Source organism: Nonomuraea sp. NPDC049486 (assembly GCF_040676925.1).
Classification (GTDB): domain Bacteria; phylum Actinomycetota; class Actinomycetes; order Streptosporangiales; family Streptosporangiaceae; genus Nonomuraea; species Nonomuraea ferruginea.
In genome coordinates this window covers 1-22923 of the sequence record NZ_JBFAPV010000017.1, presented here as the reverse complement: position 1 = coordinate 22923, position 22923 = coordinate 1, and the positions used below count along the sequence as shown (strand labels likewise).

19 protein-coding genes are annotated in these 22923 nt (G+C 71.9%); 13 read left to right on the top strand and 6 right to left on the bottom strand.

Annotated features, from left to right (window positions below):
• Positions 1-119: 119 nt before the first annotated feature.
• Positions 120-3116 (top strand): BTAD domain-containing putative transcriptional regulator, encoded by a 2997-nt coding sequence (locus tag AB0K05_RS36670; protein WP_345482681.1) that lies wholly within the window; start codon positions 120-122, stop codon positions 3114-3116.
• A gap of 69 nt (positions 3117-3185) precedes the next feature.
• Here the strand turns inward: AB0K05_RS36670 and AB0K05_RS36665 are convergent, their stop codons facing one another.
• The 4 genes from AB0K05_RS36665 to AB0K05_RS36650 form a co-directional block, all read right to left on the bottom strand.
• The gene (locus tag AB0K05_RS36665) at positions 3186-4334 is read right to left on the bottom strand and encodes an amidohydrolase family protein (RefSeq protein WP_148030959.1); all 1149 of its coding nucleotides are present in this window, start codon (positions 4332-4334) and stop codon (positions 3186-3188) included.
• Between the two features lie 87 nt (positions 4335-4421).
• Positions 4422-5609 carry an alpha/beta fold hydrolase gene (locus tag AB0K05_RS36660; RefSeq protein WP_271279429.1) on the bottom strand — a complete coding sequence of 396 codons (1188 nt, stop codon included), beginning with the start codon at positions 5607-5609 and terminating at the stop codon, positions 4422-4424.
• A gap of 44 nt (positions 5610-5653) precedes the next feature.
• Entirely contained in the window at positions 5654-6136 is a 483-nt protein-coding gene (locus tag AB0K05_RS36655) for a flavin reductase family protein (protein ID WP_261808478.1), read from the bottom strand.
• Positions 6133-7284, bottom strand: a complete 1152-nt coding sequence (locus tag AB0K05_RS36650) for an acyl-CoA dehydrogenase family protein (protein ID WP_364235484.1) — start codon at positions 7282-7284, stop codon at positions 6133-6135. The genes AB0K05_RS36655 and AB0K05_RS36650 overlap by 4 nt, the downstream gene beginning before the upstream one ends.
• Positions 7285-7422: 138 nt before the next feature.
• On the opposite strand from AB0K05_RS36650, the gene AB0K05_RS36645 reads away from it, so the two are divergent.
• The 5 genes from AB0K05_RS36645 (at position 7423) to AB0K05_RS36625 (ending at position 12773) form a co-directional block, all read left to right on the top strand.
• Positions 7423-8316 (top strand): SDR family NAD(P)-dependent oxidoreductase, encoded by an 894-nt coding sequence (locus AB0K05_RS36645; protein WP_148030962.1) that lies wholly within the window; start codon positions 7423-7425, stop codon positions 8314-8316.
• 1 nt (position 8317) lies between these two features.
• Positions 8318-9898, top strand: coding sequence for an AMP-binding protein (locus AB0K05_RS36640; protein WP_364235481.1), 1581 nt, complete (start codon positions 8318-8320; stop codon positions 9896-9898).
• On the top strand, positions 9895-11112 hold the full coding sequence (locus tag AB0K05_RS36635; RefSeq protein ID WP_187281100.1) for an acyl-CoA dehydrogenase family protein: 1218 nt from the start codon (positions 9895-9897) through the stop codon (positions 11110-11112). Before AB0K05_RS36640 ends, AB0K05_RS36635 begins: the two co-directional genes overlap by 4 nt.
• A 66-nt stretch (positions 11113-11178) precedes the next feature.
• Entirely contained in the window at positions 11179-12348 is a 1170-nt protein-coding gene (locus AB0K05_RS36630; protein ID WP_148030965.1) for an acetyl-CoA acetyltransferase, read from the top strand.
• Complete coding sequence (locus AB0K05_RS36625; RefSeq protein WP_148030966.1) at positions 12345-12773, top strand: Zn-ribbon domain-containing OB-fold protein; 429 nt, start codon at positions 12345-12347, stop codon at positions 12771-12773. The genes AB0K05_RS36630 and AB0K05_RS36625 overlap by 4 nt, the downstream gene beginning before the upstream one ends.
• Positions 12774-12839: 66 nt before the next feature.
• Here AB0K05_RS36625 and AB0K05_RS36620 read toward each other — a convergent pair whose 3' ends face one another.
• Complete coding sequence (locus AB0K05_RS36620) at positions 12840-13985, bottom strand: alpha/beta fold hydrolase (protein ID WP_148030967.1); 1146 nt, start codon at positions 13983-13985, stop codon at positions 12840-12842.
• Positions 13986-14133: 148 nt separating this feature from the next.
• A complete protein-coding gene (locus AB0K05_RS36615) occupies positions 14134-15378 on the bottom strand; it encodes an LLM class flavin-dependent oxidoreductase (protein WP_271279433.1) in 1245 nt (414 codons plus the stop codon).
• A gap of 167 nt (positions 15379-15545) precedes the next feature.
• Between AB0K05_RS36615 and AB0K05_RS36610 the strand changes: the two genes are divergently transcribed.
• The 7 genes from AB0K05_RS36610 (at position 15546) to AB0K05_RS36580 (ending at position 22770) form a co-directional block, all read left to right on the top strand.
• On the top strand, positions 15546-16562 hold the full coding sequence (locus tag AB0K05_RS36610) for a fumarylacetoacetate hydrolase family protein (RefSeq protein WP_271279434.1): 1017 nt from the start codon (positions 15546-15548) through the stop codon (positions 16560-16562).
• The gene (locus tag AB0K05_RS36605) at positions 16562-18436 is read left to right on the top strand and encodes a CocE/NonD family hydrolase (RefSeq protein WP_271279435.1); all 1875 of its coding nucleotides are present in this window, start codon (positions 16562-16564) and stop codon (positions 18434-18436) included. The genes AB0K05_RS36610 and AB0K05_RS36605 overlap by 1 nt, the downstream gene beginning before the upstream one ends.
• A 95-nt stretch (positions 18437-18531) precedes the next feature.
• On the top strand, positions 18532-19596 hold the full coding sequence (locus AB0K05_RS36600) for an ABC transporter substrate-binding protein (protein WP_271279436.1): 1065 nt from the start codon (positions 18532-18534) through the stop codon (positions 19594-19596).
• Positions 19593-20435: an ABC transporter permease gene (locus AB0K05_RS36595; RefSeq protein ID WP_271279437.1), complete on the top strand. Its 843-nt coding sequence runs from the start codon at positions 19593-19595 to the stop codon at positions 20433-20435. The genes AB0K05_RS36600 and AB0K05_RS36595 overlap by 4 nt, the downstream gene beginning before the upstream one ends.
• A 29-nt stretch (positions 20436-20464) precedes the next feature.
• A complete protein-coding gene (locus tag AB0K05_RS36590) occupies positions 20465-21076 on the top strand; it encodes a carboxymuconolactone decarboxylase family protein (RefSeq protein WP_219548122.1) in 612 nt (203 codons plus the stop codon).
• Positions 21073-21840, top strand: coding sequence for an enoyl-CoA hydratase/isomerase family protein (locus AB0K05_RS36585; protein ID WP_345482680.1), 768 nt, complete (start codon positions 21073-21075; stop codon positions 21838-21840). The genes AB0K05_RS36590 and AB0K05_RS36585 overlap by 4 nt, the downstream gene beginning before the upstream one ends.
• 51 nt (positions 21841-21891) lie before the next feature.
• Positions 21892-22770 (top strand): ABC transporter ATP-binding protein, encoded by an 879-nt coding sequence (locus AB0K05_RS36580; protein WP_345482679.1) that lies wholly within the window; start codon positions 21892-21894, stop codon positions 22768-22770.
• Positions 22771-22923 lie beyond the last annotated feature (153 nt).

The following is a 22923-nucleotide window of genomic DNA, read 5'->3' as shown; positions in this document are numbered from 1 at the left end:
ATGGCCAAGAAGTCTTGACTTTGGTCGTCCCGTACCACTTTATGGAGAGACCACACCGCCGTAACGCGGGGATTTCGGCGGCCTTGCGTGACGTTACACTTCCGTGAACTGAGGTCGGCATGATCTTGAGTCACAAGGTCCTCCCCCCGGGACTACCACGTGGCACCATCGCCCGAGACCGCCTTGACGAGCAGTTCGCCACCCTCCTCGATGTCTACGAGACCATCGTGATCTTCGCCGCGGCAGGGTCCGGCAAGACCGTCCAGACCCGGATGTTCGCCGCGCGGTTCGGCTGGCCGCTCGCCTGGCTGACGCTCGACGCCGGCGACCGCAGCCCGTCCCGGCTGATGACCTACCTGGCCAAGGCCCTCGCCGAGGTGAACCCCGAGGCGCCGCGCACGGTGGAGACCGCGCTGGAGGAGGGCTTCCCCGCGGCCGAGGTCGCGGCGATGCTCGCCGAGGGCATCCACGACACGTCCCTGCTGCTCGTCCTGGACGACTGCGAATGGCTGGTGGAGGCGGACGAGGCGGTCGACGCGCTCGGCGTCTTCCTCGACTACCTGCCGCCGAACGTCCGCACGATCATCCTCAGCCGCGAGGACCTGGGCGGCCCGATCGGCCGCATGATGCTGCAGGGCCGGATCGCCCGGGTGAGCGGCGAGGACCTGGCGCTGAGCATGGACGAGGCGCGCACCCTGCTCGCCGCGCACGGCCAGGGCGGCCGGGACCCGGCGCCGCTGATGGAGGCCACGAAGGGCTGGATCGCCGCGGTGGCCTTCGACATCGTCCCCGGGCTGCAGTCGGGGAACGGGCCGGACGTGCTGGCCGGCTTCGTCTCCCGGGAGATCCTCGCCCGCCTCCCTGAGGAGGAGCAGGACTTCCTGCTGCGTACGTCGATCCCGGCCGGCGTCACCGCCAGGGCCGCCGTCGCACTCTGCGGCGAGAAGGGCTACCGGCTGTGGCAGTCGCTGGGCTCGCGGCACCTGCCGGCGACCAAGGTCGACCGGGCGCTCGTCTACCACCCCCGGTTCCGGCAGCATCTGCGTGAGCAGTTGCAGGCCCGCCTGCCCGGGGAGCTGCCCGAGCTGCAGAGCCGCTACGCCCGCCTGCTGGAACAGTGCGGCATGCACGAGGACGCCGTCGAGACCTACCTGGAGGCGGGAGAGCTGGAGAAGGGCGCGGACGCGGCCGAGCGCGCCGTGGCCGCGCTGGCCGCGCGCGCGGACTGGCAGGTGCTGCTGCGCTGGCTGGAGGCGTTCGGCCCGGCGGCGGTCGAGTCCCGTCCGGTCCTGCTCGGCGCCGCGCTGCGGGCGCTGTACGGGGTGCGGCGCATCCCCGAGGCCCAGGCGCTCATCCTCCGGCTGCACCAGGAGGGCGTGCTCAGCGACGTCGCCAAGGCCGACCCCGGTGCGGTGGCGTTCGTCGGTTACGCCATGCAGTGGCGCCCGGCCGATGCCCTGGAGCTGGTGCGCGGCTACGAGGGCGACTTCCGGGCCGAGGCGGTCCGCTACGAGCTGGAGGCGGTGGCGGGCCGCGAGCCGGTGGCGCCGCCGCCCGGCCGCGACTGGGTGGACAGCGAGCGCGTCTACTCGTGGGGACTGCTCGTGCAGGGGCGGCTCGACCAGCTCCTGCGGATGCTCCCCGACGAGGGGGACTGGCCGCCGCGCTCCTTCTTCCGCACCCCCCACCCGCTGCTCGCCCTGGTGTGGCGGGGCGAACTGGCACTCGCCCGCGAGCTGCTCGACGAGGTGCCCGAGGCGATCAAGTTCGGCGCCCACACCGACCTGTGGTTCTTCCACGAGGCATGGCTGCTGTGGGCCGAGGGGCACGTCGAGGAGGCGCTGGCGGCCGCCGAGGCCGCGGTCGACCACAGCCGCAGGACCCTGTTCGGCTGGGAGCCCTGCTTCGAGGTCGTGGTCGGCGTCCTGCAGCTCGCGCTGGGCCGGGTGGACGACGCCCGCATGACGCTCGCCGACGCGATCAGCCGTTCGGCGGCGAGCGGCAACCGCTGCTACGCCGAGTGGGGCCAGACCTTCCAGGGGCTCGCCTACCTGCGCATCGACCGGCCGGAGGACGCCGCCCGGGTGCTGCGCACCGCCACCGAGGCGATGCGGGCGGCCGGCCGCACGCTCATGCTGCCGTTCGCCGCGGCCTACCTCGCCGAGGCCGAGGCCCGGCTGGGGCGTGCCGAGGCGGCGTCGGCCGCGGTCGAGCTCGCCTACGCGACCGCCAGCTCGATCGGCTGCCTGTTCGTGCTCAAGAACGCGCTGAACGACGTACCGGGCGTGCTGCGCCGCCAGATCGAGAACGACGCCGGCGGCACCCGCTGGCGTCAGCTCGTCGGGCAGCAGCCGCCGGAGGTGCGCAAGCGGCAGCCGGCCGTCCCCTCCGAGCGGGTGATCGTCGTGGACGTGCACACGCACGGCCCGGTGGTCGACCTGATCGTGGACGGCGTGCCCCGCTGCTCGCGCCGCACCAAGGTGCTGGAGCTGGCCGCCTATCTCGCGCTGCACCCGGAGGGCGTGGAGCGGCACCGGCTGCAGGAGCGCCTGTTCCCCGACGCGGACCCGCGCCGCGGCGGCAACTACTTCCGCCAGGTGGTGCACAAGCTGCGCCAGGCGACGGGGGTGAACCTGTCCAGGACCGCGCACGGTCACGTCCGCTGGGCGGACGGCCTGTACGTGGACAGCACCGACCTGCGCTTCGAGCGGATGATCGGCGAGGCGTACCGGCTGCGGGGCGAGGAGCGGCTGGACTGCATCGAGTCCACGCTGGAGATGGTCGAGGGACCGTACCTGCCCGAGAGCGAGCTGGAGTGGGCCGAGGAGCGCCGTCACGAGCTGGAGGTGATGATCGTGAACGCGGCGGTGGACGCGGCCCAGGTGGCGGTGTCCCTGGGCTATTTGGAGCGTGCCAGGCAGGCGGCCACGTTCGCGATCAACCGCGACCCGTTCTGCGAGTCCGCCTACTGCGTGCGGATGCGGGTGGAGGGGGCCCTGGGCTCACCGCACGCGGTCCTGGCCGAGTTCCAGCGGCTCACCACGGCTCTGGCCGAACTCGGGGTCGAGCCGACCCCGGCGACCCGGCAGCTCGTCCGCGAGCTTCGGGCGACCTGACCGCGGGCCCGACCCGCGCGAAAACGGTGCGGCGGCGGCCGGAGGGGGCCGCCGCCGCACCGTTCGCCGTCAGGAGCTGACGAGGCGGGGGATGTCGAGGCCGAACAGGTCGATCGCGTTGTCGTGGGTGATCGCGGACACGACGGCGTCGTCCACGTCCTGGAAGTCGTGGGCGACCTGCTCCTGGGCGAAGGGGAAGTTGCCCTCGGTGTGCGGGTAGTCGCCGGCCCACATCAGGCGCTTCTCGTCGAGCATGGGCAGGGTGAGGATGCCGGGGCGGTCGTCCTCGAAGGTGGCCCAGAAGTTGCGGTTGAAGTACTCGCTGGGCTTCATCGACAGCTCGGGCACGGTCCAGCGGTGGTGGTCGGTGAACATGTGGTCCATCGTGTTGAGCTGGAAGGCGATCCAGCCGATGCCGCCCTCCACGAGGATGAACCGCAGGTTCGGATGCCGCTCCGGCACGGCCCCGTAGACGAGCTGCATGAACACCCAGCCCAGGCTGATCTTGTTGCCGATGGCGGTGGTCCAGAACACGCCGGGCGTGGTCTTGTCGTTGAAGATGGCGACCTGACCGGCGGCCTGGTGGAACCCGACGGGCACCCCGATCTCCTCCAGCACCGCCCACAGCGGCTCCCAGTGGGCGTCGCCCCAGGCCATGCCGGGGACCGCCTGGGGGAGGAGGAAGGTCTTGGCGCCGCGCGCGGCCCAGCGCTTCGCCTCCTCGATCGCGGGCTCGACCGGGCCGTTGCCCACGGGGAGCGCGACGGCGCCGATCAGCCGGTCGGGGGCGTGCGAGCAGAACTCCTCGAACAGCCAGTCGTTGTAGGCGCGGACGCAGGCGACCTTGAGGTCGAAGTCCGGGATGCTGTGCACGATCAGCCAGCCCGGATAGACGACCTCGGCCCGGACGCCCTGGCTGTCCTGGTCCTCCAGGCGCGCGACCGGGTCGTACGCGCCCGCCCGCTGGTCCTCGAAACGGTAGCCGGTGGGCTTGGTGATCACACCGTTGATCTTGGTGTTGATCATCGCGCCCTCGGTGCCGACCGGCTTCGGCGACATCCCCGTGTTCGGCACGATGAAGTAGTCGCCCTGCTCGGTGGACTGCACCTGCGGGGCCTGATGCTGGAAGCGTTGCGGCAGCCTCTTGAGCCAGAGGTCCTTCGGCTCCACGACATGGGAGTCGACCGAGATCAGCGGACGGGGGTTACCGGTAGACATCGTGAGCTCTCTCCAGGTGGTGGGCGGTCGTCGGATCTGTTCCGGCTGGTGCGGGGCACGCTAGGCGGCGCACCGTTAAGCCGGTCGTTATCGGGAGGTGGCGGACGCGCCGAGCCGGTCGGCCAGCCACCGGTTGATCTCGGGTACGGCGATCGACAGGTTGTCCATCTGGCAGTGCTGCGCGCCGCCCTCCTCGGCGGTGAAGATCCGCAGCGTCTTGTCCGGCGAGCCGCACGCCTCGAAGAGCAGGTGGGCGTCGGACACCGGCACCTGCTGGTCGTCCTCGCCGTGCACGAGCAGGAACGCGCCCTTCATCCGGGGCACCACGTCGGCCAGCCGGAAGCCCTCCAGGACCTTCAGCGCCTCCTGCGTGGAGCCGGTCCCGGTGGACCACACCAGGTGCTCGCCGGGCACCGGGAGCTGCTTGGCGAACGCGGCCTCGATGCGCTCGCTCCAGACCCGGTGGTAGTCCCAGATCGCGCCCCAGGCGGCGCACGCCTTGAACCGGGGGTCCATGCTCGCGCTGCGCGAGGAGTAGTAGCCGCCGAGGCTCAGCGCGAGCACGCCGATCCGCTCCGGGTCCACGTCGTCGCGGCCCTGCAGCCAGTCGGCGGCCGCGCTGCCGGCCACCTCGTAGTCGTGCCGCAGGGAGACGCCGCGGAAGCGCACGGCCTCACCGACGCCGGGGCTGTCCAGCGACAGCACCGAGACGCCCCGGGCGAGCAGGTCCTCGACGCCGAGGAACCAGTTGTGCTCCTTGTTGCCGTCGAAGCCGCTCATGAACAGCACGGCGGGCGTCCGCTCGCCGGGCGAGCGCGCGGCGGAGACGAAGATGCCGGGCAGCGCGGTGTCCTCGTACGGGACGTCCACGTACTCGACCCGGTACCGGTCGTCGAGCTCGGCGGACAGCCGGAAGCAGTCGACCATCGCGCGGTAGGCGTCGAGCGCCTCGTCGTCCTTGGGGAAGCGGAACCGTTCGGCGGCGAAGTAGTAACTCGTCGCCCGCCGGTAGTGCGCCATGGCGGCGCGCCGGTCGCCGAGCTCCCGCGCCTCCTCGGCGAGCGCCCGGACCTGGTCGCCCATGGCGCGCCACTCGCGGAACCAGCGCTCGTCGTCCCCCACGTGCCCGGCGAGCCGCCGGCATACCCTGTCGACCTCGCCGACCTCGGCGCCGCCGGCCGGGATCACGGCGAGCACGAGCATGACGTTGTACGACCATCGGTAGTCCTCGGGAAACTGCGCGTGCCATTCGGCCTGGCGGATCGCGGCTACCACGTGTGTCCTCCTGTACGTTCCGGGTCAGAGATCGCGGGTGGGCGTCAGAACAGCCGGTAGGCGCTGCGGTAGAACAGCAGCGGCGCGGCCTCGGTGTCGGCGTCGAGATCGAGCACGCGGCCGAGCACCACCGTGTGGTCGCCGGCCTCGTACGTCTCGACGATCTTGCATTCGATGTGCGCGTGCACGTCGCGCAGCACGGGCGCGCCGGTGATGCCGGGGGTGTGCGTCACGCCCGCGAACCGGTCGCCCTTGCGGGCGAACGCCCGGGCCAGCTCCTCCTGGCCGGCCGCGAGCACGTTCGCGCAGAAGTGCCCGGCGGCGCGGATCGCCGGCCACGTGGACGAGGTGTGCGCGGCGCAGAACAGCACCAGCGGCGGGTCCAGCGACACCGACACGAACGAGTTGACCGCCATGCCCACCGGCGGCCGGCCGGGCTGGGCGGCGGTGATCACGGCGACGCCGGTCGCGAAGCAAGCCATCACCCCGCGCAGGTCGTCGCGGGCGATGCCCGGGAGCGTGCTCACAGTCCCACCCCGTCCGCGTACCGGGCCCGGTGCCGGTCGGGGTCGCCGAACAGCAGCGCCGACGACATCGCCCGCTTGACGTACAGGTGCGCCGGGTGTTCCCAGGTGAATCCGATGCCGCCGTGGACGTGCACGTTCTCCCCGGCGACCATCGTGTAGGCCTCCGAGCAGTACGCCTTGGCCAGGCTGGCGATCACGGGCAGCTCCGGCAGGTCCTCGCCGGCGGCGTACATCGCGTAGTGCGCCGCGGACCGAGCTGTTTCGACCGCCATGAGCATGTCGGCGCACTTGTGCTTGATCGCCTGGAACGACCCGATCAGCCGCCCGAACTGGCTGCGCACCTTCGCGTACTCGACCGCCATCTCCAGGCACCGCTGCGCCCCGCCGACCTGCTCGGCGGCGAGACCGGCCGCGGCCAGGTCGAGCACCCGCTCCAGCACGGGCCCCGCGCCGCCCTCAGGCCCGATCAGCCTGGCCGGGCTGCGGTCGAACTCCAGCACCGCCTGCCTGCGGGTCTGGTCCATGGTGGGCAGCGGCTTCCTGGTCACCCCGGCGGCCTCCCCGAAGACCGCGAACAGCGACAGGCCGGCGCCGGTCCTGGCGAAGACCAGCAGCAGGTCGGCCACGTGCCCGTCCAGGACGAACGACTTGACGCCCGTCAGCCGCCAGATGCCGTCCTCCACGGCCGCGCGCGCCTCGACGTCCTCGCCCCACCACGACCCGGAGCGCTCGGTGAGCGCCACCGTGGCGATCGTCTCGCCGGCCGCGATGCCCGGCAGGAAATCGTCCTTCGCCTGCTCGTCACCGGAGTGCAGCAGCGCGTTGGCGGCGAGCACCACGGTGGAGAAGAACGGGGCGCACATCACCGCCCGGCCCATCTCCTCCAGCACCACGCCGAGTTCGAGGAAGGTCGCCCCCGAGCCGCCGAAGCGCTCGGGCAGGGCGAGCCCCTGCAGGCCGAGCTGCTCGGCCATCTGCCGCCACACCAGCGGGTCGTAACCCCGCTCGTCCTCCATGAGGCGGCGTACCTGTGTCTCCGGTGAGACGTGCTCAACGAACGACCGCACGCTCTCCCGGAAGTCCTCGTGCTCCTCGGCGAGGCCGGTGAACGACGCGGTCGCGTCGGCTAGCTGTTGAAGTCCGCTCATGTCAGGGGACGGTAGGCCGCGGGCGTGCACCGGCCATGAGCGGCGGAAGCCGTAACGCCCGCAGTAACTCCTCGCGCGCAAGAGTGCGGCTGGTGCCGACGCCGGTGCGTACCCCGCCCCGAGAAGGAGGAAATTGCCGTGGATCTCAGCTTCGACGGTCGTGTCGCCGTCATCACGGGAGCAGGTGGAGGGCTCGGCCGGGCCCACGCTCTCGAACTCGGGCGCCGCGGTGCGAAGGTGGTCGTCAACGACATGGGCACGTCCCTGTCCGGGGACGGGGTGGAGCAGGACCGCGCGGCGATCGTGGTCAAGGAGATCGAGGAGCTCGGCGGCATCGCGGTGGCCGACACGAACTCGGTCGCCACCGTGGCCGGCGGCCAGGCCGTGATCGACACGGCGCTGTCCGCGTTCGGCCGGGTCGACGTCATCGTGAACAACGCGGGCATCCTGCGCGACAAGACCTTCCACAACACCAGCCCCGACGACGTGGACCCGGTGCTCGACGTGCACCTGAAGGGCGCGTTCAACGTCACCCGCCCGGCCTGGGCGCACTTCAGGGAGCAGGGGTTCGGGCGGGTCGTGGTGACCTCGTCGTCGGCCGGGTTCTTCGGCAACTTCGGCCAGTCGTCGTACGCCGCGGCGAAGCTCGCCCTGGTCGGCCTGATCAAGGTGCTCGCGATCGAGGGCCGCAAGTACGACATCAAGGCGAACGCGATCGGCCCGGTGGCGCAGACCCGCATGACCGAGGGCTTCGACAACCCGCTCGCGGACCACCTGGACCCCGCGCTGGTCTCGGCGGTGGTCGCGTACCTGTGCCACGACTCCTGCGAGCCGTCCGGCGAGATCCTCAGCGCGGGAGGCGGGCGCGTGGCGCGCGTCTTCGTCGGCGTCACCCGCGGATACCTGAACGGCGACCTGACCGCCGAGGACGTCCGCGACAACCTGACCGAGATCTTCGACGACGCCGGCTACGTGGTGCCGGAGAACAGCATGGCCGAGATGACCCTGCTCGCCAAGATGCTGGGGAAGTGAGATGACCGCGCAGCGCCTCCGCCCGGCCTCCCTGACCGGGCGGCGCCTGTCGAGGACGCAGATCGGCGAGTGGATCGACATGGCGGCCAAGCGCTCGCCGCACCGGGACTGCTTCGTCACCCCGTCAGGCACGCGCACGTTCGCCGAGGTGCGCGACCGGGTGCACCGGCTCGCCTCCGGTCTGCAGGCGATGGGCCTGGCGCAGGGGGACCGGGTCGCCGTGCTCGACACCGACTCGCCGGAGTACGTGGAGACCTTCCTCGCCCTGTTCAAGCTCGGGGCGGTCGCGGTCCCGCTCAACTTCCGGCTGTCACCCGCGGAGGTCACGACGCTGCTGCGCAGCTCCGAGGCGTCCTGGATCTTCGTCGGGGACCGGTACGCGCCGGACGTGCTGGCGGCCAGGGACGACCTGGAGCATCTCGACCACGTCGTGGGCTTCGGCGGGAGCGAGGGCACGACGCCCTTCGAGGAGGTGCTCCGGCGCGGGGCCGGAGGCGCGCCGCGGGAGGCGGTCGTCGACGACGAGGACATCGTCGCGCTCGCCTACACCAGCGGCACGACCGGCCTGCCCAAGGGCGTCATGCAGTCGCACCGCATGTGGAAGACGATGGTCTCCAACGCGGTCCTGGAGTACCGCTTCCTGCGGGACGAGTTCCGCTACTCGGCGTCCCCGCTCTACCACGTCGCCGGGCTCAGCCTCGTGCTCAACGCGATCTGCCGCAGCTCGGCGTCCCTGATCGTCCCCCAGTGGGATCCGGCGGAACTGCTGCGGTGGTGCCGCGAAGGGCTCACCGACGTGTTCCTCGTCCCCACCATGATCAGCGCCCTGCTCCGGCAGCCGGATGTGAGACCGGACGACTTCGCCACGCTGCGTTCCGTCTTCTACGGCGCCGCGCCGATGTCGCCCGGCCTGCTCACCCAGGCCATGTCGATCATGCGGTGCGACTTCTACAACGGCTTCGGCGCCGGCACCGAGGCGGGCATGCAGACCGTGCTCACCCCCGAGGACCACGTGCGCGCCCTCGACGGCCACCCGCACCTGCTCGGGTCGGTCGGCCGCCCCGGCTTCAACATCGACCTGCAGATCTGGGACGCCGCCGGCAACGAGGTGCCGGTGGGCGAGGTCGGCGAGATCGTCACCCGCAGCGACATGGTGATGAGCGGCTACCACGGGCAGCCGGAGAAGACCGCCCAGGTCGTCTCCGGCGGCTGGTTCAAGGGCGGCGACCTCGGCTACCTCGACGAGGACGGCTATCTCTACCTCGCCGGCCGCAAGGACGACATGATCATCCGGGGTGGCGAGAACGTCTACCCGCTGGAGATCGAGACCACCCTGTTCGCCTACCCCGGTGTGGTGGAGTGCGCCGTGGTCGGCGTCCCCGACCCGCACTGGGGCGAGACCGTGCGGGCCCACGTCGTGCTCGCCGAGGGGACCGAGGCCACGCCGGAGGAGCTCCAGCGGTTCTGCCGCGAGCGCCTGGCCAAGTACAAGGTGCCCGACCACATCCGCGTCCACACCGAGACCCTGCCCAAGAACGCCAGCGGCAAGGTGCTCCACCGCCTGCTTCGGGAGCAATCGTGAACGACCAGCGCCGGAACCCGGACGAGACCGCGTTCCAGGACGCCGTCCGGGCCTTCCTCGACACCCACGCCAAGCCCCTGCCGGAATGGGAGGAGGGCTGGGGCAACGGTCCCGACGAGCTCAGCGCGGGCGCGGAACCGACCCGCGAGGAGGAGCTGAGCATGGTCGCGGCCGCGGTGGCCTTCCGCCGCGAGCTGTTCGACGCCGGCTTCGGCTGGCTCACCGGCCCCGTGGCGTACGGCGGGGCCGGCCGGGACCAGCGCTACCAGGAGCTGTTCGACGAGGTCGCGGCCGACTACGAACTGCCGTCCGAGGCCTGCTTCATCGTCGGCCACCACATCGTCGCCCCGACGCTGCTCGCCTGGGGCACGCCGGAGGTGAAGGAGAGGTACCTGCGGGCGCTGTACCGGGCGGACCTCCTCGCCTGCCAGCTCTTCTCCGAGCCCGAGGCCGGCTCCGACCTCGCCGGCGTGAAGAGCAGGGGAGTCCGCGACGGCGACGGCTGGCGGGTCTCCGGGCAGAAGGTGTGGACCTCCGGCGGTCACTACAGCGACATCGGCGAGATGCTCGTCCGCACCGACCCGGACGCGCCCAAGCACGCCGGGCTCACCATGCTGATGGTCGACATGCACGATCCGGGGGTCGAGGTCCGCCCGCTGCGCCAGCTCACCGGCGGCGAGGCGTTCAACGAGGTGTTCGTCGACGACGTCTTCGTGCCCGACAGCCACGTGCTCGGCAAGCCGGGCGACGGCTGGAAGGTGGCGATGACCACGCTCGGCAACGAGCGGGCGTCGATGGGCTACCGCACCGCCTCGCCCGCCACCGACCCGGTCGAGCGGCTGCTCGGTCTCATCCAGCACTTCGGCCTCGACGGCGACCCGCACATCCGCCAGGAGTTCGCGCGGATCGCGATCCGGCGGGACGTGATCCGGTGGACCGCCGCCCGCGCCGCCGGCCGCGGCGAGCCGGGGGCCGAGGCCTCGATCATCAAGCTGATGGACTCGGAGAACGTCCGCGCCATCGGCGAGCTCGCCGGCCGCGTGCTCGGCCCGCGCATGACGGCCGACACCGGCGAGTGGGGCACCTACGTCTGGGCCGAGCTCGCGCTCAGCGCGCCGTCCCGGCGCATCGCCGGCGGCACCGACGAGATCATGCGCAACATCATGGCCGAGCGCATCCTGGGCCTGCCCCGCGAACCCCGCCCTTCGACCTGACACCGCGGGCGCGCCGCCCGCAGGCGGCGCGTCATCCCTTCGCGCATCCGAGGAGACAACACATCCATGGCTGACCGTACGCCAGTGATCGCCGGCATCGGCCTGAGCGATTACCCCAAGGCACCGCACCTCGACGCGGTCGGGCACCACGTGCTCGCCACCCAGCGGGCGCTCGCCGACAGCGGCCTGCGCAAGAGCGACATCGACGGGTTCATGTGCGCCCAGGGCGACTTCGCCCAGCCGGACAACGCCGGCACCATGGCGGAGATCCTGGGCATCAACCCCCGGTACTTCGACGGCACCGCCGTCGGCGGCTCCAGTTTCGAGCTGCACGTCCAGCACGCCAAGGCGGCGATCGAAGCCGGCCTGTGCGAGACCGTGCTCATCGTCTACGGCTCCGACCTGTACACCAAGTCGGGCACCAACCCCGGCTTCGGCGCCAAGAAGCCGGGCGAGCAGGTCGCGGGCGTGCTGCAGTACGAGGCGCCCTGGGGCAACACCCTGATCGGCGCGTACGCGATGGCCGCCCAGCGGCACATGCACGAGTACGGGACCACCTCCGAGCAACTGGCCGCGATCGCCGTGGCCTGCCGCACGCACGCCGGGCTCAACCCCAACGCCCAGTACCGCAAGCCGTTGACGGTCGAGGACGTCGTCAACTCCCGCATGATCGCCGACCCGCTGCACCTGTTCGACTGCTGCGTCGTCTCCGACGGCGGCGGCGCGGTGATCGTCACCACCGCCGAGCGCGCCCGCGACCTGCGCCAGCCCCCGGTCCACATCCTCGGCGCGGCGTCGGCCCAGACCCACTGGAACATCAGCCAGATGCCCGACTACACCCGCACCGCGGCCGAGCGCAGCGGCAAGGAGGCGTTCGCGCAGGCCGGTCTCACCCCCGACGACGTCGACACCGTACAGCTCTACGACAGCTTCACCATCACCGCGCTGCTCATGCTGGAGGACCTGGGCTTCTGCAAGAAGGGCGAGGGCGGCCCGTTCGCCGCCTCCGGGGCGCTCCAGCTCGGCGGCAGCCTCCCGATGAACACCGACGGCGGCGCGCTCAGCTCCTGCCACCCCGGCATGCGCGGCATCTTCCTGCTCATCGAGGCCACCAGGCAGCTGCGCGGCCAGGCCGGCGACGCCCAGGTGGCGGGCGCCGAGGTGGCCCTCGCGTGCGGCTCGGGCGGCTGGCTGTCGGCGATGGGCACCGTGATACTCGGAAAGGACAAGGCATGACGAACGTGACCACCCCGCCGACGGAGGGCCGGCCGGTCCCGCTGCTCGACGCGGCCGGCCGCCCGTACTGGGAGGCCACCCTCCGCGGCGAGCTGCTCGTCCAGGAATGCCCGGGCTGCGGCCACCGCCAGTTCTACCCTCGCCAGATCTGCGTCGAGTGCGGTGACACGCCCGGCTGGCTCACCACGGAGGGCCGGGGCACCGTGCACACCTTCTCGGTGGTGCGCCAGCAGGGGGCCTACCCGTTCAACCAGTGGACCCCGTACGCGGTCGCCGTCGTCGAGCTCGACGAGGGCCCCCGCATCATGGGCAACGTGATCGGCTGCGAGGTCGACGAGGTGCGCATCGGGATGAGGGTCGAGGTCGAGTTCGTCCCGCTGAACGAGGAGGCGTCGCTGCCGTTCTGGCGACCGGCGGCCACCTGAGCCGCTCCCCGGCAACGCGGAAGCCGGGAGGGGATTCCCCTCCCGGCTTCCTCGTGTCCGCGGCGCTCAGGCGAGCGCGGGCACCGGCGGCTCCGGCAGCACCGGCATGCGCAGGGAGAGCCACTCGGCGATCAGGTCGAGGGCGGGGGCGGGGTCGTCCGACTGGATGTGCTCGGCGCCCCCGTCGGCGGCGGCGAAGACGTGCAGCCGCTTGTCGGCGGAGCCCGCGGCCTCGAAGGCGCGGCGCGCGTCCGCGACCGGGATCTCCCTGTCGTTCTCGCCGTGCACGATCAGCAGCGGCTGGGTCACGCGAGGCCAGACGTCGGCCAGCGTCCACAGTTCCAGCCGCTCCAGGGCCTCCTCGATCGTGCCGGTGCCCGTCACCCAGGGCAGGAACCACGACGTCGGCTCGGCCTCGGCCTCGTCCCAGCGCCGCCGCCACAGCGCGCCGCAGTCCCAGCTGCCCGCCCACGAGACGCAGGCCGAGACCCGCGGCTCGAACGCCGCCGAGCGGGCCGCGTAGTAGCCGCCGAAGCTGACGCCGAGCACGGCGACATGCCGCGCGTCCACGTCGTGGCGGGCCTGGAGGTGGTCGATGATGGCCGCGGTCGGCACCTCGTAGTCGGGGCGGGACGGCACGCCGCGCAGCCGGATCAGCTCCCCGGTGCCCGGGGTGTCGATGACCAGGCAGGTGATGCCGCGGCGGGCGAACGCGGCGCCCACGGTGGCGTAGAGCATCTCCTTGGTCAGGTCGAGCCCGCCGTACACGATGACCACCGGCCGCGGGTCGGCGGCGTCCGGCGCGATCAGGTAGCCGGGCAGCGTGCCGTCGGGGGAGTCGACGTGGACGCGCACCAGCGGCAGGGCCCCGCAGTCCATGGCGTTCCCGAAGGCCTGCAGGGACGCGGCGTAGCTCTCCGACTTCGTCGGCCCCGGCGGGATCTGCCGCTGGGCGGTCGCGTGGTACACCGACGCGCGCAGATACCGCCGGCCGGCCGCCGCCAGGTATCCGGCGCGGACGTCGCCCGCGGCGAGCGCCTCCTGCTGGTGCGCCATGCCCGCCCAGGCGGCCGCCCAGGCGTCCAGGCCCGCCTCCGGCGTGTCCCGGAGCGGGCCGAGCCAGCGCCCGATGTCGGCGAGCGAGCCGCCGGCCATCAGGGCCAGGTTCACGCTCGACGACCGGACGTGGTCGCCCGGGAAGAACTCGAACACGGCGACTCCTCATGGAACGGTATGACAACGCGCGGCCGGGGCCGTGCGGTTCTCTCTGGTCAGTACAGTACAAGCGGTTGCATTACGGATGGCGTTACCCGGCGCGCCCGCCGCCGCGCGGCAGGCGCGGGCCGGCGCGCCGGGCGGGTCAGGTGGTGGCCCACTGCGCCCGCGGACGCTCCTGCGGGCCGGACAGGCCGCCGATCTCCGGGTAGACCTTGGTGGCCATCAGCTCCATCTCGCGGATCAGGTCGTCGGTCGGCTGCTGCGCCCAGTGCCAGATCAGCACGGAGTACTCGTACGGGACCTGCTCCCACTCGGCGGCGAACTGCGCCTTCGCCTGGTCGACGGTGCCGCCGAGGAACAGGCCGGAGTCCTTGATGGCCTGCACGACGTCCCCGTTCACCGGCATCTTCTTCTTGAAGAACTTCGCGTAGAAGTTCTCGAACATGTCCGCGTCGTAGTCGCGCAGGGCCTGGTCGTACGCCGCCGCGGACTCGGTGACGTGCGGCCAGCGCACGGGCGCCTGGTTCGCGCCGAGCGGCACCGGGTGGCCCACCTTGGCGGCCTCGTCGGCGTAGATCTTCGCGAACTCCTCGGTCTTCGCCGCGGGGGAGAAGCTGGTGACGACGAAGCCGTTGCGCGCGCAGTACCGGATCGACTCCTCCGAGCTCGACGACGCCACGAACACCGGCGGGTGCGGCCGCTGGTACGGCGGCGGCGTGACCGAGATCTTCCGGATGACGCCGTTCTCGTCGACCTCGTCCACCGCGCCCATCAGCGACGCGGTGTCGGTGGCCGGATAGGTGGTGATGCCTGCGTCGTACGGGAACGGGACCTGGTACTTGGCGCCGTTGAAGTCGAAGGAGTCCTCGGTCCAAGCCTTGAGCATCAGCTCGACCTGCTCCTCGAAGATGACGCGGTTCTCCTTGTCGGCGGAGCCGCCGTCGGAGAGCGTCGCCGGGGTGCCCAGGTGCTGGCCCAGCACGTCGGTCCAGCGGGACTGGTAGCCGCGGCTGACCCCGGCCCAGAACCGGCCTTCGAGCATGTGGTCGAGCATCGCGCACTCCTCGGCGACGCGGATCGCGTCATGGGTGCCGAGCACGTAGCCGTTGGTGCCGACGTTGATCCGGCTCGTGTGCGCCGCGAGCCACGCGTTCACCACGCCGGGCGACGGGGCCACCTCGTAGCCCTCGGAGTGGAAATGATGCTCGATCCCGGCGATGCCCCAGTAACCCAGGTCCTCGGCGGCCTTGGCGATCCTCGCCCAGTCCCGCATCACCTTCTGGAACTCGTCCCGATCCCGCCCGAGCGGGCGCCGGGCGGCACGCCCCGCGGCACCGCCTTCGGCCGGAATGACCGGATAGAGCTGCACGATCGCCTTGACACTCAAAATCTCGCTCCTCAGCAGCTGGCTGACAGAATCCTTCGCCGTCATCCAACGGGCGCGCAGTTACCGGGCCGTTCCGCGCCGCCGTTAATGAGGGAGTAACGGCCTCGGAAATAGAACCTGCCGCACGACAAACCCGGCAGCCGGCCATGATCTACGGAGGGTTCCAGATGAGGATTTGCCGCTTCACGCCGCACGGCTGGCCGGACGCGGAGGTGCGCGCGGGGGCCGCGGTGGGGGCGCTCGACGCGCCGGTCATCGTCGACCTGGCCGCGCTGCTGGCCTCCGAGATCGTCGCCGACGGCGGCGAGCCCGGCCGCGCCGCGGAGCTCGCCCGCGCCACCTTCCCGGGGAGCACGGTCGCCCTGCTCGGCTCCGGCGGACGCGCCCAGCGTGAGGCGGAGCGGCTCCTCGGCGCGCTCGGCGACCCTGAGGCCGCGCGGCGGGAGACCGGCCCGCTCGGCCCGCACGCCCACGCGCGCGAGGCGGTCCGCCTGCTCGCCCCCGTCGACCGCCCGCCGGCGCTGCGCGACTTCTTCGCCTTCGAGGACCACATGGTCAACGCCCTGCGAAACCTGGGCAGGGAGGTCCCGCCGGCGTGGTACGAGGCGCCCTCCCACTACGTGACCCGCAGCGCGTCGGTGTTCGGCCCTGACGAGGTCGGACAGTGGCCGGCGTACACCGAGAAGCTCGACTACGAGCTGGAGTTCGCGATCGTCATCGGGAGGAGCGGCCGGGACATCCCGCCCGAGCGGGCCTGGGACCACATCGCCGGGCTCACCATCTTCAACGACCTGTCCTGCCGCGACGTCCAGCGCCGCGAGATGGGTACCGCGGTCGGCCCGGCCAAGACCAAGGGCTTCGACCGCGGCTGCGCCACCGGGCCTTACCTCGTCACCGCCGACGAGATCCCCCGCCCCTTCGAGGCCGGCATGCGGGCCTTCGTCAACGGCGAGCTGTGGTCGCGGGGCTCCGCCGGGTCGATCCACTGGTCCATCGAGCAGATCGTGGCGCACGCCTCGGCGGGGGAGACGCTGCTGCCCGGCGACATGCTCGGCTCCGGGACGGTCGGCACCGGCGCCGGGATCGAGATCGACCGCTGGATCAAGCCGGGCGACGTGATCCGGCTGGAGATCGACGGGCTCGGCGCGCTGGAGACCCGCGTGGAGCGCGCGGGGGAATCCTGATGCGCCCGGCGATCCTGCGCGAGCGGGACGTGCCGATCCCGCTCCCCGACGGCGTCGTGCTCCGGGCCGACGTGTACCGCGACCCGGCGGCGGGACCGCGGCCGGTGCTGCTCCAGTACACCGCCTACGACAAGGCGAACTGGGCCTCCGTCTACGGCGTGATCAACCCCGAGCGGGCGGTCGACCACGGCTTCGTGGTCGTCGTGGCGGACGCCCGCGGCCGGTTCCGCTCCGGCGGCGACGAGCCGTTCCGCCCGTTCGCCGGCTCAGGCGAGGACGCCGCCGCGTGCGTCGGCTGGGCCGCCGCGCAACCGTGGTCGAGCGGCCAGGTCGGCATGTACGGGGCGTCGAACAACGGCGTCCCGCAGTGGCAGGCGCTGCGCTGCCGGCCGCCGGCGCTGCGCACGATCGTGCCGCACTTCACCGCGTCCGAGTACGACAGCGGCTGGGTCTGGCGCGGCGGCGCGTTCCAGCTCGGCTTCAACCTGTGGTGGAGCCTGGCGAACCTCGCCCCCGACCAGCTCCGCCGCGCGACAGCCCGCGACGGCGCGGCCGCGCACCAGGACGCGGCGCGGGCGCTCGCCGGCGCCCTGCGCGACCCGGACGCGGCCTTCGGGAGGCTGCCGCTGACGGACGCGCCCGCCCTGGACGGCATCGCCCCGCACTACCGCGAATGGCTCGCCCACCCGCCCGGCGACCCGTACTGGCACGCGCTCAGCGCCCGTGACGCGCTCGCCGCGACCGACCTGCCCGTGCTGCACGTCGCCGGCTGGTACAACGTCCACCTCGACGGCAACCTGGCCGCGTACGAGACGATCAAGGCCGCGGGCGGCCCGGCGGCCGAACGGCAGCGCCTGATCATCGGCCCGTGGACGCAGTGGTCGCCCGCCCTGTTCGGCGACGCCTGCGGCCCCGAGCGGCGATTCCCCGCCGCGATCGACATGGAAGGACTGCAGCTCGCCTGGTTCGCCCAGCATCTGTCCGGCGCCGGCGGTCCCGAGCTGCCGCCGGTGCGCGTGTTCGTCATGGGCGTGGACGAGTGGCGCGACGAGCGGGAGTGGCCGCTCGCCCGCGCCCGCGCCACCCCTTGGTACCTGCACAGCGGGGGAGCCGCCAACTCCCGCCACGGCGACGGCCGCCTGTCCCGCACACCTCCCGAGGGGCCGCAGCCGCCCGACACGTTCCGGTACGACCCGCGCGACCCCGTGCCCACCCGCGGCGGCGCGACCTACCTGCCCAACCCGGCGGCGAACTCCGGCCCGATGGACCAGAGCGCGATCGAGGACCGCGACGACGTCCTCGTCTACAGCAGCGACCCGCTGACCGGCCCGGTCGAGGTGATCGGCCCCGTCCACGCCGTCCTGCACCTGGTCACCGACGCTCCCGCCACGGACGTGACGGCGAAGCTCGTCGACGTCCACCCCGACGGCCGGGCGTTCCTGCTCTGCGACGGCATCCGGCGGGTGACCGCGGCGGAGGTCGCCGCCGCCGGGTCCGGGCCGGTCCGCGTCGAAGTCGACCTGATCGCCACCGGCAACGTCTTCCTGCCGGGTCACCGGATCCGGCTGGAGGTCTCCAGCAGCTCGTTCCCCAAGTACGACCGCCACGCCGGCACCGAGGACGGCACCGCCACCGCGCCCGAGGACCTGCGCCCCGCGCGGCAGACCGTCGTCCACGACGACCGCCACCCGTCGGCGCTCGTCCTCCCTCTCGTCCCCGCCGAGGACCCGGCCGAGGAACGCCGAGGAACCCGCCCCGTGACCTGTCGCGGCGGCCCGGTAACGGAGTCGCCGCAGGCCACTCCGCCGTGGCCGCCCCGATCGTCCGCCCCCGCCCGCGCGCCGGTAACGATGCCGATAACGGCGTTCGGGTGAGGTCGAGCAACGCACGCGAATCCCGCCTAGGAGTTTCGATGCCCCCCACCTGTGCCGCCCGTGCCCTTCGGATCCTCGCCGCGACAGTCCTGTTGGTGACAGCCGGAGCGTGCGGCGCCGGCGAACCCCCCGCCGCCACTCCCGAGACGAGCACGGCGGGCGCCGCCGGGCCCGAGGTGGACAAGGTGACCTTCAGCGGCGTCACCGCCAACGCCGGCAACTGGGCCATCCAGGTCGGCGTCGAGTTCGGCATCTTCAGGGAGCACGGCCTGGACGTGTCGATGATCTACTCGCAGTCCAGCCCGAACGCGCTCGCCGCCATGATCGGCGGCTCGGTGCAGTTCACCTCCACCGTGTACGACGCCGTCGTCCTCGCCCACCAGAAGGACCCGCGCGTCATCGCCGTCGCCGAGGGCTACCGGTCGTACCCCGAGTATCTGGTCGTGCCCAAGGAGGTCCGGTCCTTCGAGGACCTCAGGGGCGCGACGTGCGGCGCGCAGAACCCGGAGGGGATCGGCGACGCCCTCTACCTGTCGAAGATGATGGAGCACGGCGGCAAGCTGAAGGTGGGCGCCGACTTCAAGCTCACGAACGTCAACCTCAACGCCGGCCCCGCCCTCGCCGCCCTGCAGTCCGGCCAGATCAAGTGCATCGCGGTGCTGCCGCCCACGTCCACGCTGCTGGAACGGCAGGGCTACAAGATCCTGTACGACCTGCAGCAGGTGCCCGAATACCAGGACCTGTCCTTCTTCGGCATCATAGCCCTGAAGAACTGGGTCGCCGAGCACCCCAACGCCACGCGCGCCTTCCTCAAGGGCTATCTCGCCTCCATCGCCTTCCTCTACGACCCGGCGAACAAGGACCGGGTGATCGACCTGCTGGCCAGGAACGCGCAGGTCGAGCCGGACGTCGCCGAAGCCTCCTACACCTGGGTGACCTCCGGGGCGTACCCGCGCGACGGCGTCATCGCCGACGAGGTGATCCCCCGGACGATCTCCTTGATGAAGTCCGGCGGCTCCCTGGACGCCTCCGTGCCGTCCGACATCGCGGGACTGATCGAGAACTCCCACGTCAAGGCCGCCTTCGACGAACTGCCCGACTCGGTCAAGAACGGCCCGGGCCCCAAGGGCCTGCTTCCCGAGGGCCAGACGGCGGCATGAGCGGCGTGACCTCCCGCGAGCGGCGGGCGCGGCACACCACCACGCCCCCCGCGCCGGGGCCGCGCCGGCGGAAGGGCTCCGGCCGCCGATGGCGCGGCTACCGGGCCGTCGTCAGCTTCGCCGGCTTCCTCGTGGTCTGGCATGTCGCGGCCGAGTATCTCGTCGCCAACCCGCTCTTCCTGGCCGGACCGATCAGCACCGTCCAGGCGGTCGGCACGATGTGGGCGGACGGGACGCTCCAGCAGGACCTGCTCGTCAGCGCGGACGAGTTCCTCAAGGGGTTCGGCGCCGGGCTCGTGGCCGGGGTGCTGCTCGGGCTGCTCCTCGGCACCAGCCGCCGCGCCAAGGACTACATCGACCCGCTCATCAACGGGCTGTACGCGACCCCGCTCGTCGCGCTCGCGCCGCTGTTCATCCTCTGGTTCGGCATCGGCGAGACCAAGACCGTGCTCCTGGTGTTCATGCTCGTCGTCCTGCCCATCGCGATCAACACCGACGCCGGGATCCGGGCGACGGACCCGCAGCACCTGGAGGCGGCCCGGTCGTTCGGCGCGAGCCGCCTGCAGCTGTTCACCATGGTCCGGTTCCCGACCTCCGTCTCGTTCCTGGTCGCCGGCATCCGCATGGGCATCGGGCGCGGGCTCATCGGCGTCGTCGTCGGCGAGCTCTTCGGCTCCCAGAGCGGCCTCGGCTACCGGATCCTCGTGTCCTCTCAGTACTTCCAGACCGACGTGCTGCTCGCCGGGGTGCTCATCTTCTCCGTCACCGGCGTGCTGCTCGTCAAGATCTTCGAATGGTTGGAACGGCGGGTCGCCCCCTGGCAGTCAGGCCAGGGATGACCCGCACCCACGACAGGGAGACCACGGCTATGCCGACCGACGAACCCCAGGGCCTGATCCCGATGCTCCCCGTCGAGGAGGCGGCGCGGATCGCCGTCGAGGCGGGCATGCGCGAGGAGATGTCGCGCATCTTCTTCTACCGGCTGCTGCTGAACTCGCCGCAGTCCGCCCGCGTCGAGAACGAGATCAACGACCGCATCCTCTGGGAAGGGAGACTGACCCGCAGGCCCGAGGCGACCCGGCTGCGCGAGCTCGCGATCATGCGCGTGGCCTGGGTGACCGGCTCCACGTACCTGTGGGCGCACCACTACGCGCCGACCGTCGACGTCGACCTGCCGGGCAAGCGGCCCGCCGACGTGCTCGGCGTGCGCGAGGGCGCGGCGTACGAAGGATTCGGGCCCGCAGAACGCGCCGTGATGCGCGCGGTCGACGAGATGGCCCGCGACGACCGGGTCTCCGAGAAGACCCTGGGCGACCTGAAGGAGGTGCTCGCGAACGACGGCGAGGTGGTCGAGATCTGCTACGTCATCGCGATCTGGCGGGCGCTGACCATGCTGATGGACACCTTCCAGGTACCGCTGGAACCCGGCTACCAGCCGTGGGCGCCCGACGGCCGGCGGCCCGGGGAGGAGGGGCGGTGAGCAGGTTCGAGGAGTACCGGGACCGCTTCGGCGACGTGCGGATGGCGCGGGAGGACGGCATCCTCCAGGTGACCCTGCACACCGACGGCGGATCGCTGAAGTGGTCGGAGCGGGCGCACCGCGAACTGCCCGAGGCGTTCCGGCAGATCGCCACCGACCCGGACAACCGCGTCGTCATCCTCACCGGCAGCGGCCCCGACTTCCTCACCGAGATGGCGTTCGAGAAGCGCAACACCACCCCGCAGGGCTGGGACCGGGTGGCGCACGAGGGGCGGCACATGCTCTTCGACCTGCTCGACATCGAGGTGCCGATCATCGCCGCGGTGAACGGCCCGGCCACCGAGCACGCCGAGCTCGCCCTCCTCTCCGACATCGTCCTCGCCTCGGAGACCGCCGTCTTCGCCGACCACCAGCACGTCGTCGCCGGGGTGGTGCCCGGCGACGGCGTCCACGTCGTCTGGCCGTGGCTCCTGGGCATGAACAGGGCCCGGCATTTCCTGCTCACCGGGCGCACCATCGGCGCCCGCGAAGCCCTGGAACTCGGCCTGGTGGCGGAGGTGCTGCCGCCGGACCGGCTGCTCGACCGGGCCTGGGAGCTCGCCCGCGAGCTCGCCGCCAACACCACGCTCATGCTCCGCTACACCCGCGCGTGCCTCACCATGCTGATCCGCCGCGAGCTGCAGTTCGGTCTCGCCCACGGACTCGCCCTGGAATCCCTCGCCGCCGTCGACGCCCGCTCTTTCTCCCAGGATGCCCGCGACTGACATCGGCCGTGCCCGGCCGCTCCGGGAGCCGAGTTCGAGAGAGGAAGCCGTATGCTCCGGTCCTTCCGCCGTCGCCCCGCCGGCGGCCAGAACCCCATCGAAGCTCCCCTCCCGCCGGGGGCGTCGCCGCTGCTGGAGATCGACGGGCTGTCGGTCGGCTACGAGGTCGGCGGCGCCTTCACCACGGTCCTCGACGGTGTCAGCCTCACCGTCGAGGACGGGGAGTTCGTCTGCGTCGTCGGCGCGAGCGGCTGCGGCAAGACCACGCTGCTCAAGACCATCGACGGGCTGATCGCGCCGTCGGCCGGCGAGGTGCGCGTGTCCGGGCGTACGGCGCATCCCCGCCACGGCGACATGGCGGTGGTATTCCAGCAGGACTCCCTCTACCCGTGGCGGACCGTGCTCGCGAACGTCCGCTTCGGCCTGGACGTCCGCGGCCGTCGCTCGGCGGAGACGGACGCGCGGAGCAGGGAGTGCATCGAGCTCGTCGGGCTGCGCGGGTTCGAGAACCACTACCCGCACCAGCTCTCCGGCGGCATGCGTCAGCGGGTCAACCTGGCCCGCGCCCTCGCGGTGGACCCGACCCTGCTGCTGATGGACGAGCCCTTCGCCGCCCTCGACGCGCAGACCCGCGAGGTGATGCAGACCGAGCTGCTCGACATCTGGACGAAGCAGCGCAAGACCGTGGTGTTCATCACGCACCAGCTCGACGAGGCCGTACTGCTCGCCGACCGGGTGATCGTGATGGCCGCCCACCCCGGGCGCATCCGTGAGGAGATCCGCATCGACATCCCCCGCCCCCGCGATCTGCACACCAAGCGCGGGGAGAGGTTCACCGGCTATGTCGACCACATCTGGAACCTCATCGAGGAAGAGGTCCGGCGGTCCCTCATCCCCGGCACGGCCCAGGACACGCGGACCGGTGCCTGATCACGTACGTCCGTCCCGGCCCCTCGCGCCGGCGGGCCTGGTGCGGCGGGCTCCGTCCCTCGCATCGGCGGGCCTGGTGCGGCGGGACTCCTGGACGTCCTTGCGGATCGTCTCGGCCACGTCCAGCTCGGCCAGGTGCTCGCGGGACCATTC

What these genes read in the sequence shown, in the direction of transcription:
- AB0K05_RS36665 (WP_148030959.1), bottom strand. Translation starts at nt 4,334, where the DNA reads ATGTCTACCGGTAACCCCCGTCCGCTGATCTCGGTCGACTCCCATGTC.
- AB0K05_RS36580 (WP_345482679.1), top strand. Translation starts at nt 21,892, where the DNA reads ATGCTCCGGTCCTTCCGCCGTCGCCCCGCCGGCGGCCAGAACCCCATC.
- AB0K05_RS36595 (WP_271279437.1), top strand. Translation starts at nt 19,593, where the DNA reads ATGAGCGGCGTGACCTCCCGCGAGCGGCGGGCGCGGCACACCACCACG.
- AB0K05_RS36630 (WP_148030965.1), top strand. Translation starts at nt 11,179, where the DNA reads ATGGCTGACCGTACGCCAGTGATCGCCGGCATCGGCCTGAGCGATTAC.
- AB0K05_RS36590 (WP_219548122.1), top strand. Translation starts at nt 20,465, where the DNA reads ATGCCGACCGACGAACCCCAGGGCCTGATCCCGATGCTCCCCGTCGAG.
- AB0K05_RS36605 (WP_271279435.1), top strand. Translation starts at nt 16,562, where the DNA reads ATGCGCCCGGCGATCCTGCGCGAGCGGGACGTGCCGATCCCGCTCCCC.
- AB0K05_RS36610 (WP_271279434.1), top strand. Translation starts at nt 15,546, where the DNA reads ATGAGGATTTGCCGCTTCACGCCGCACGGCTGGCCGGACGCGGAGGTG.
- AB0K05_RS36640 (WP_364235481.1), top strand. Translation starts at nt 8,318, where the DNA reads ATGACCGCGCAGCGCCTCCGCCCGGCCTCCCTGACCGGGCGGCGCCTG.
- AB0K05_RS36670 (WP_345482681.1), top strand. Translation starts at nt 120, where the DNA reads ATGATCTTGAGTCACAAGGTCCTCCCCCCGGGACTACCACGTGGCACC.
- AB0K05_RS36625 (WP_148030966.1), top strand. Translation starts at nt 12,345, where the DNA reads ATGACGAACGTGACCACCCCGCCGACGGAGGGCCGGCCGGTCCCGCTG.
- AB0K05_RS36650 (WP_364235484.1), bottom strand. Translation starts at nt 7,284, where the DNA reads ATGAGCGGACTTCAACAGCTAGCCGACGCGACCGCGTCGTTCACCGGC.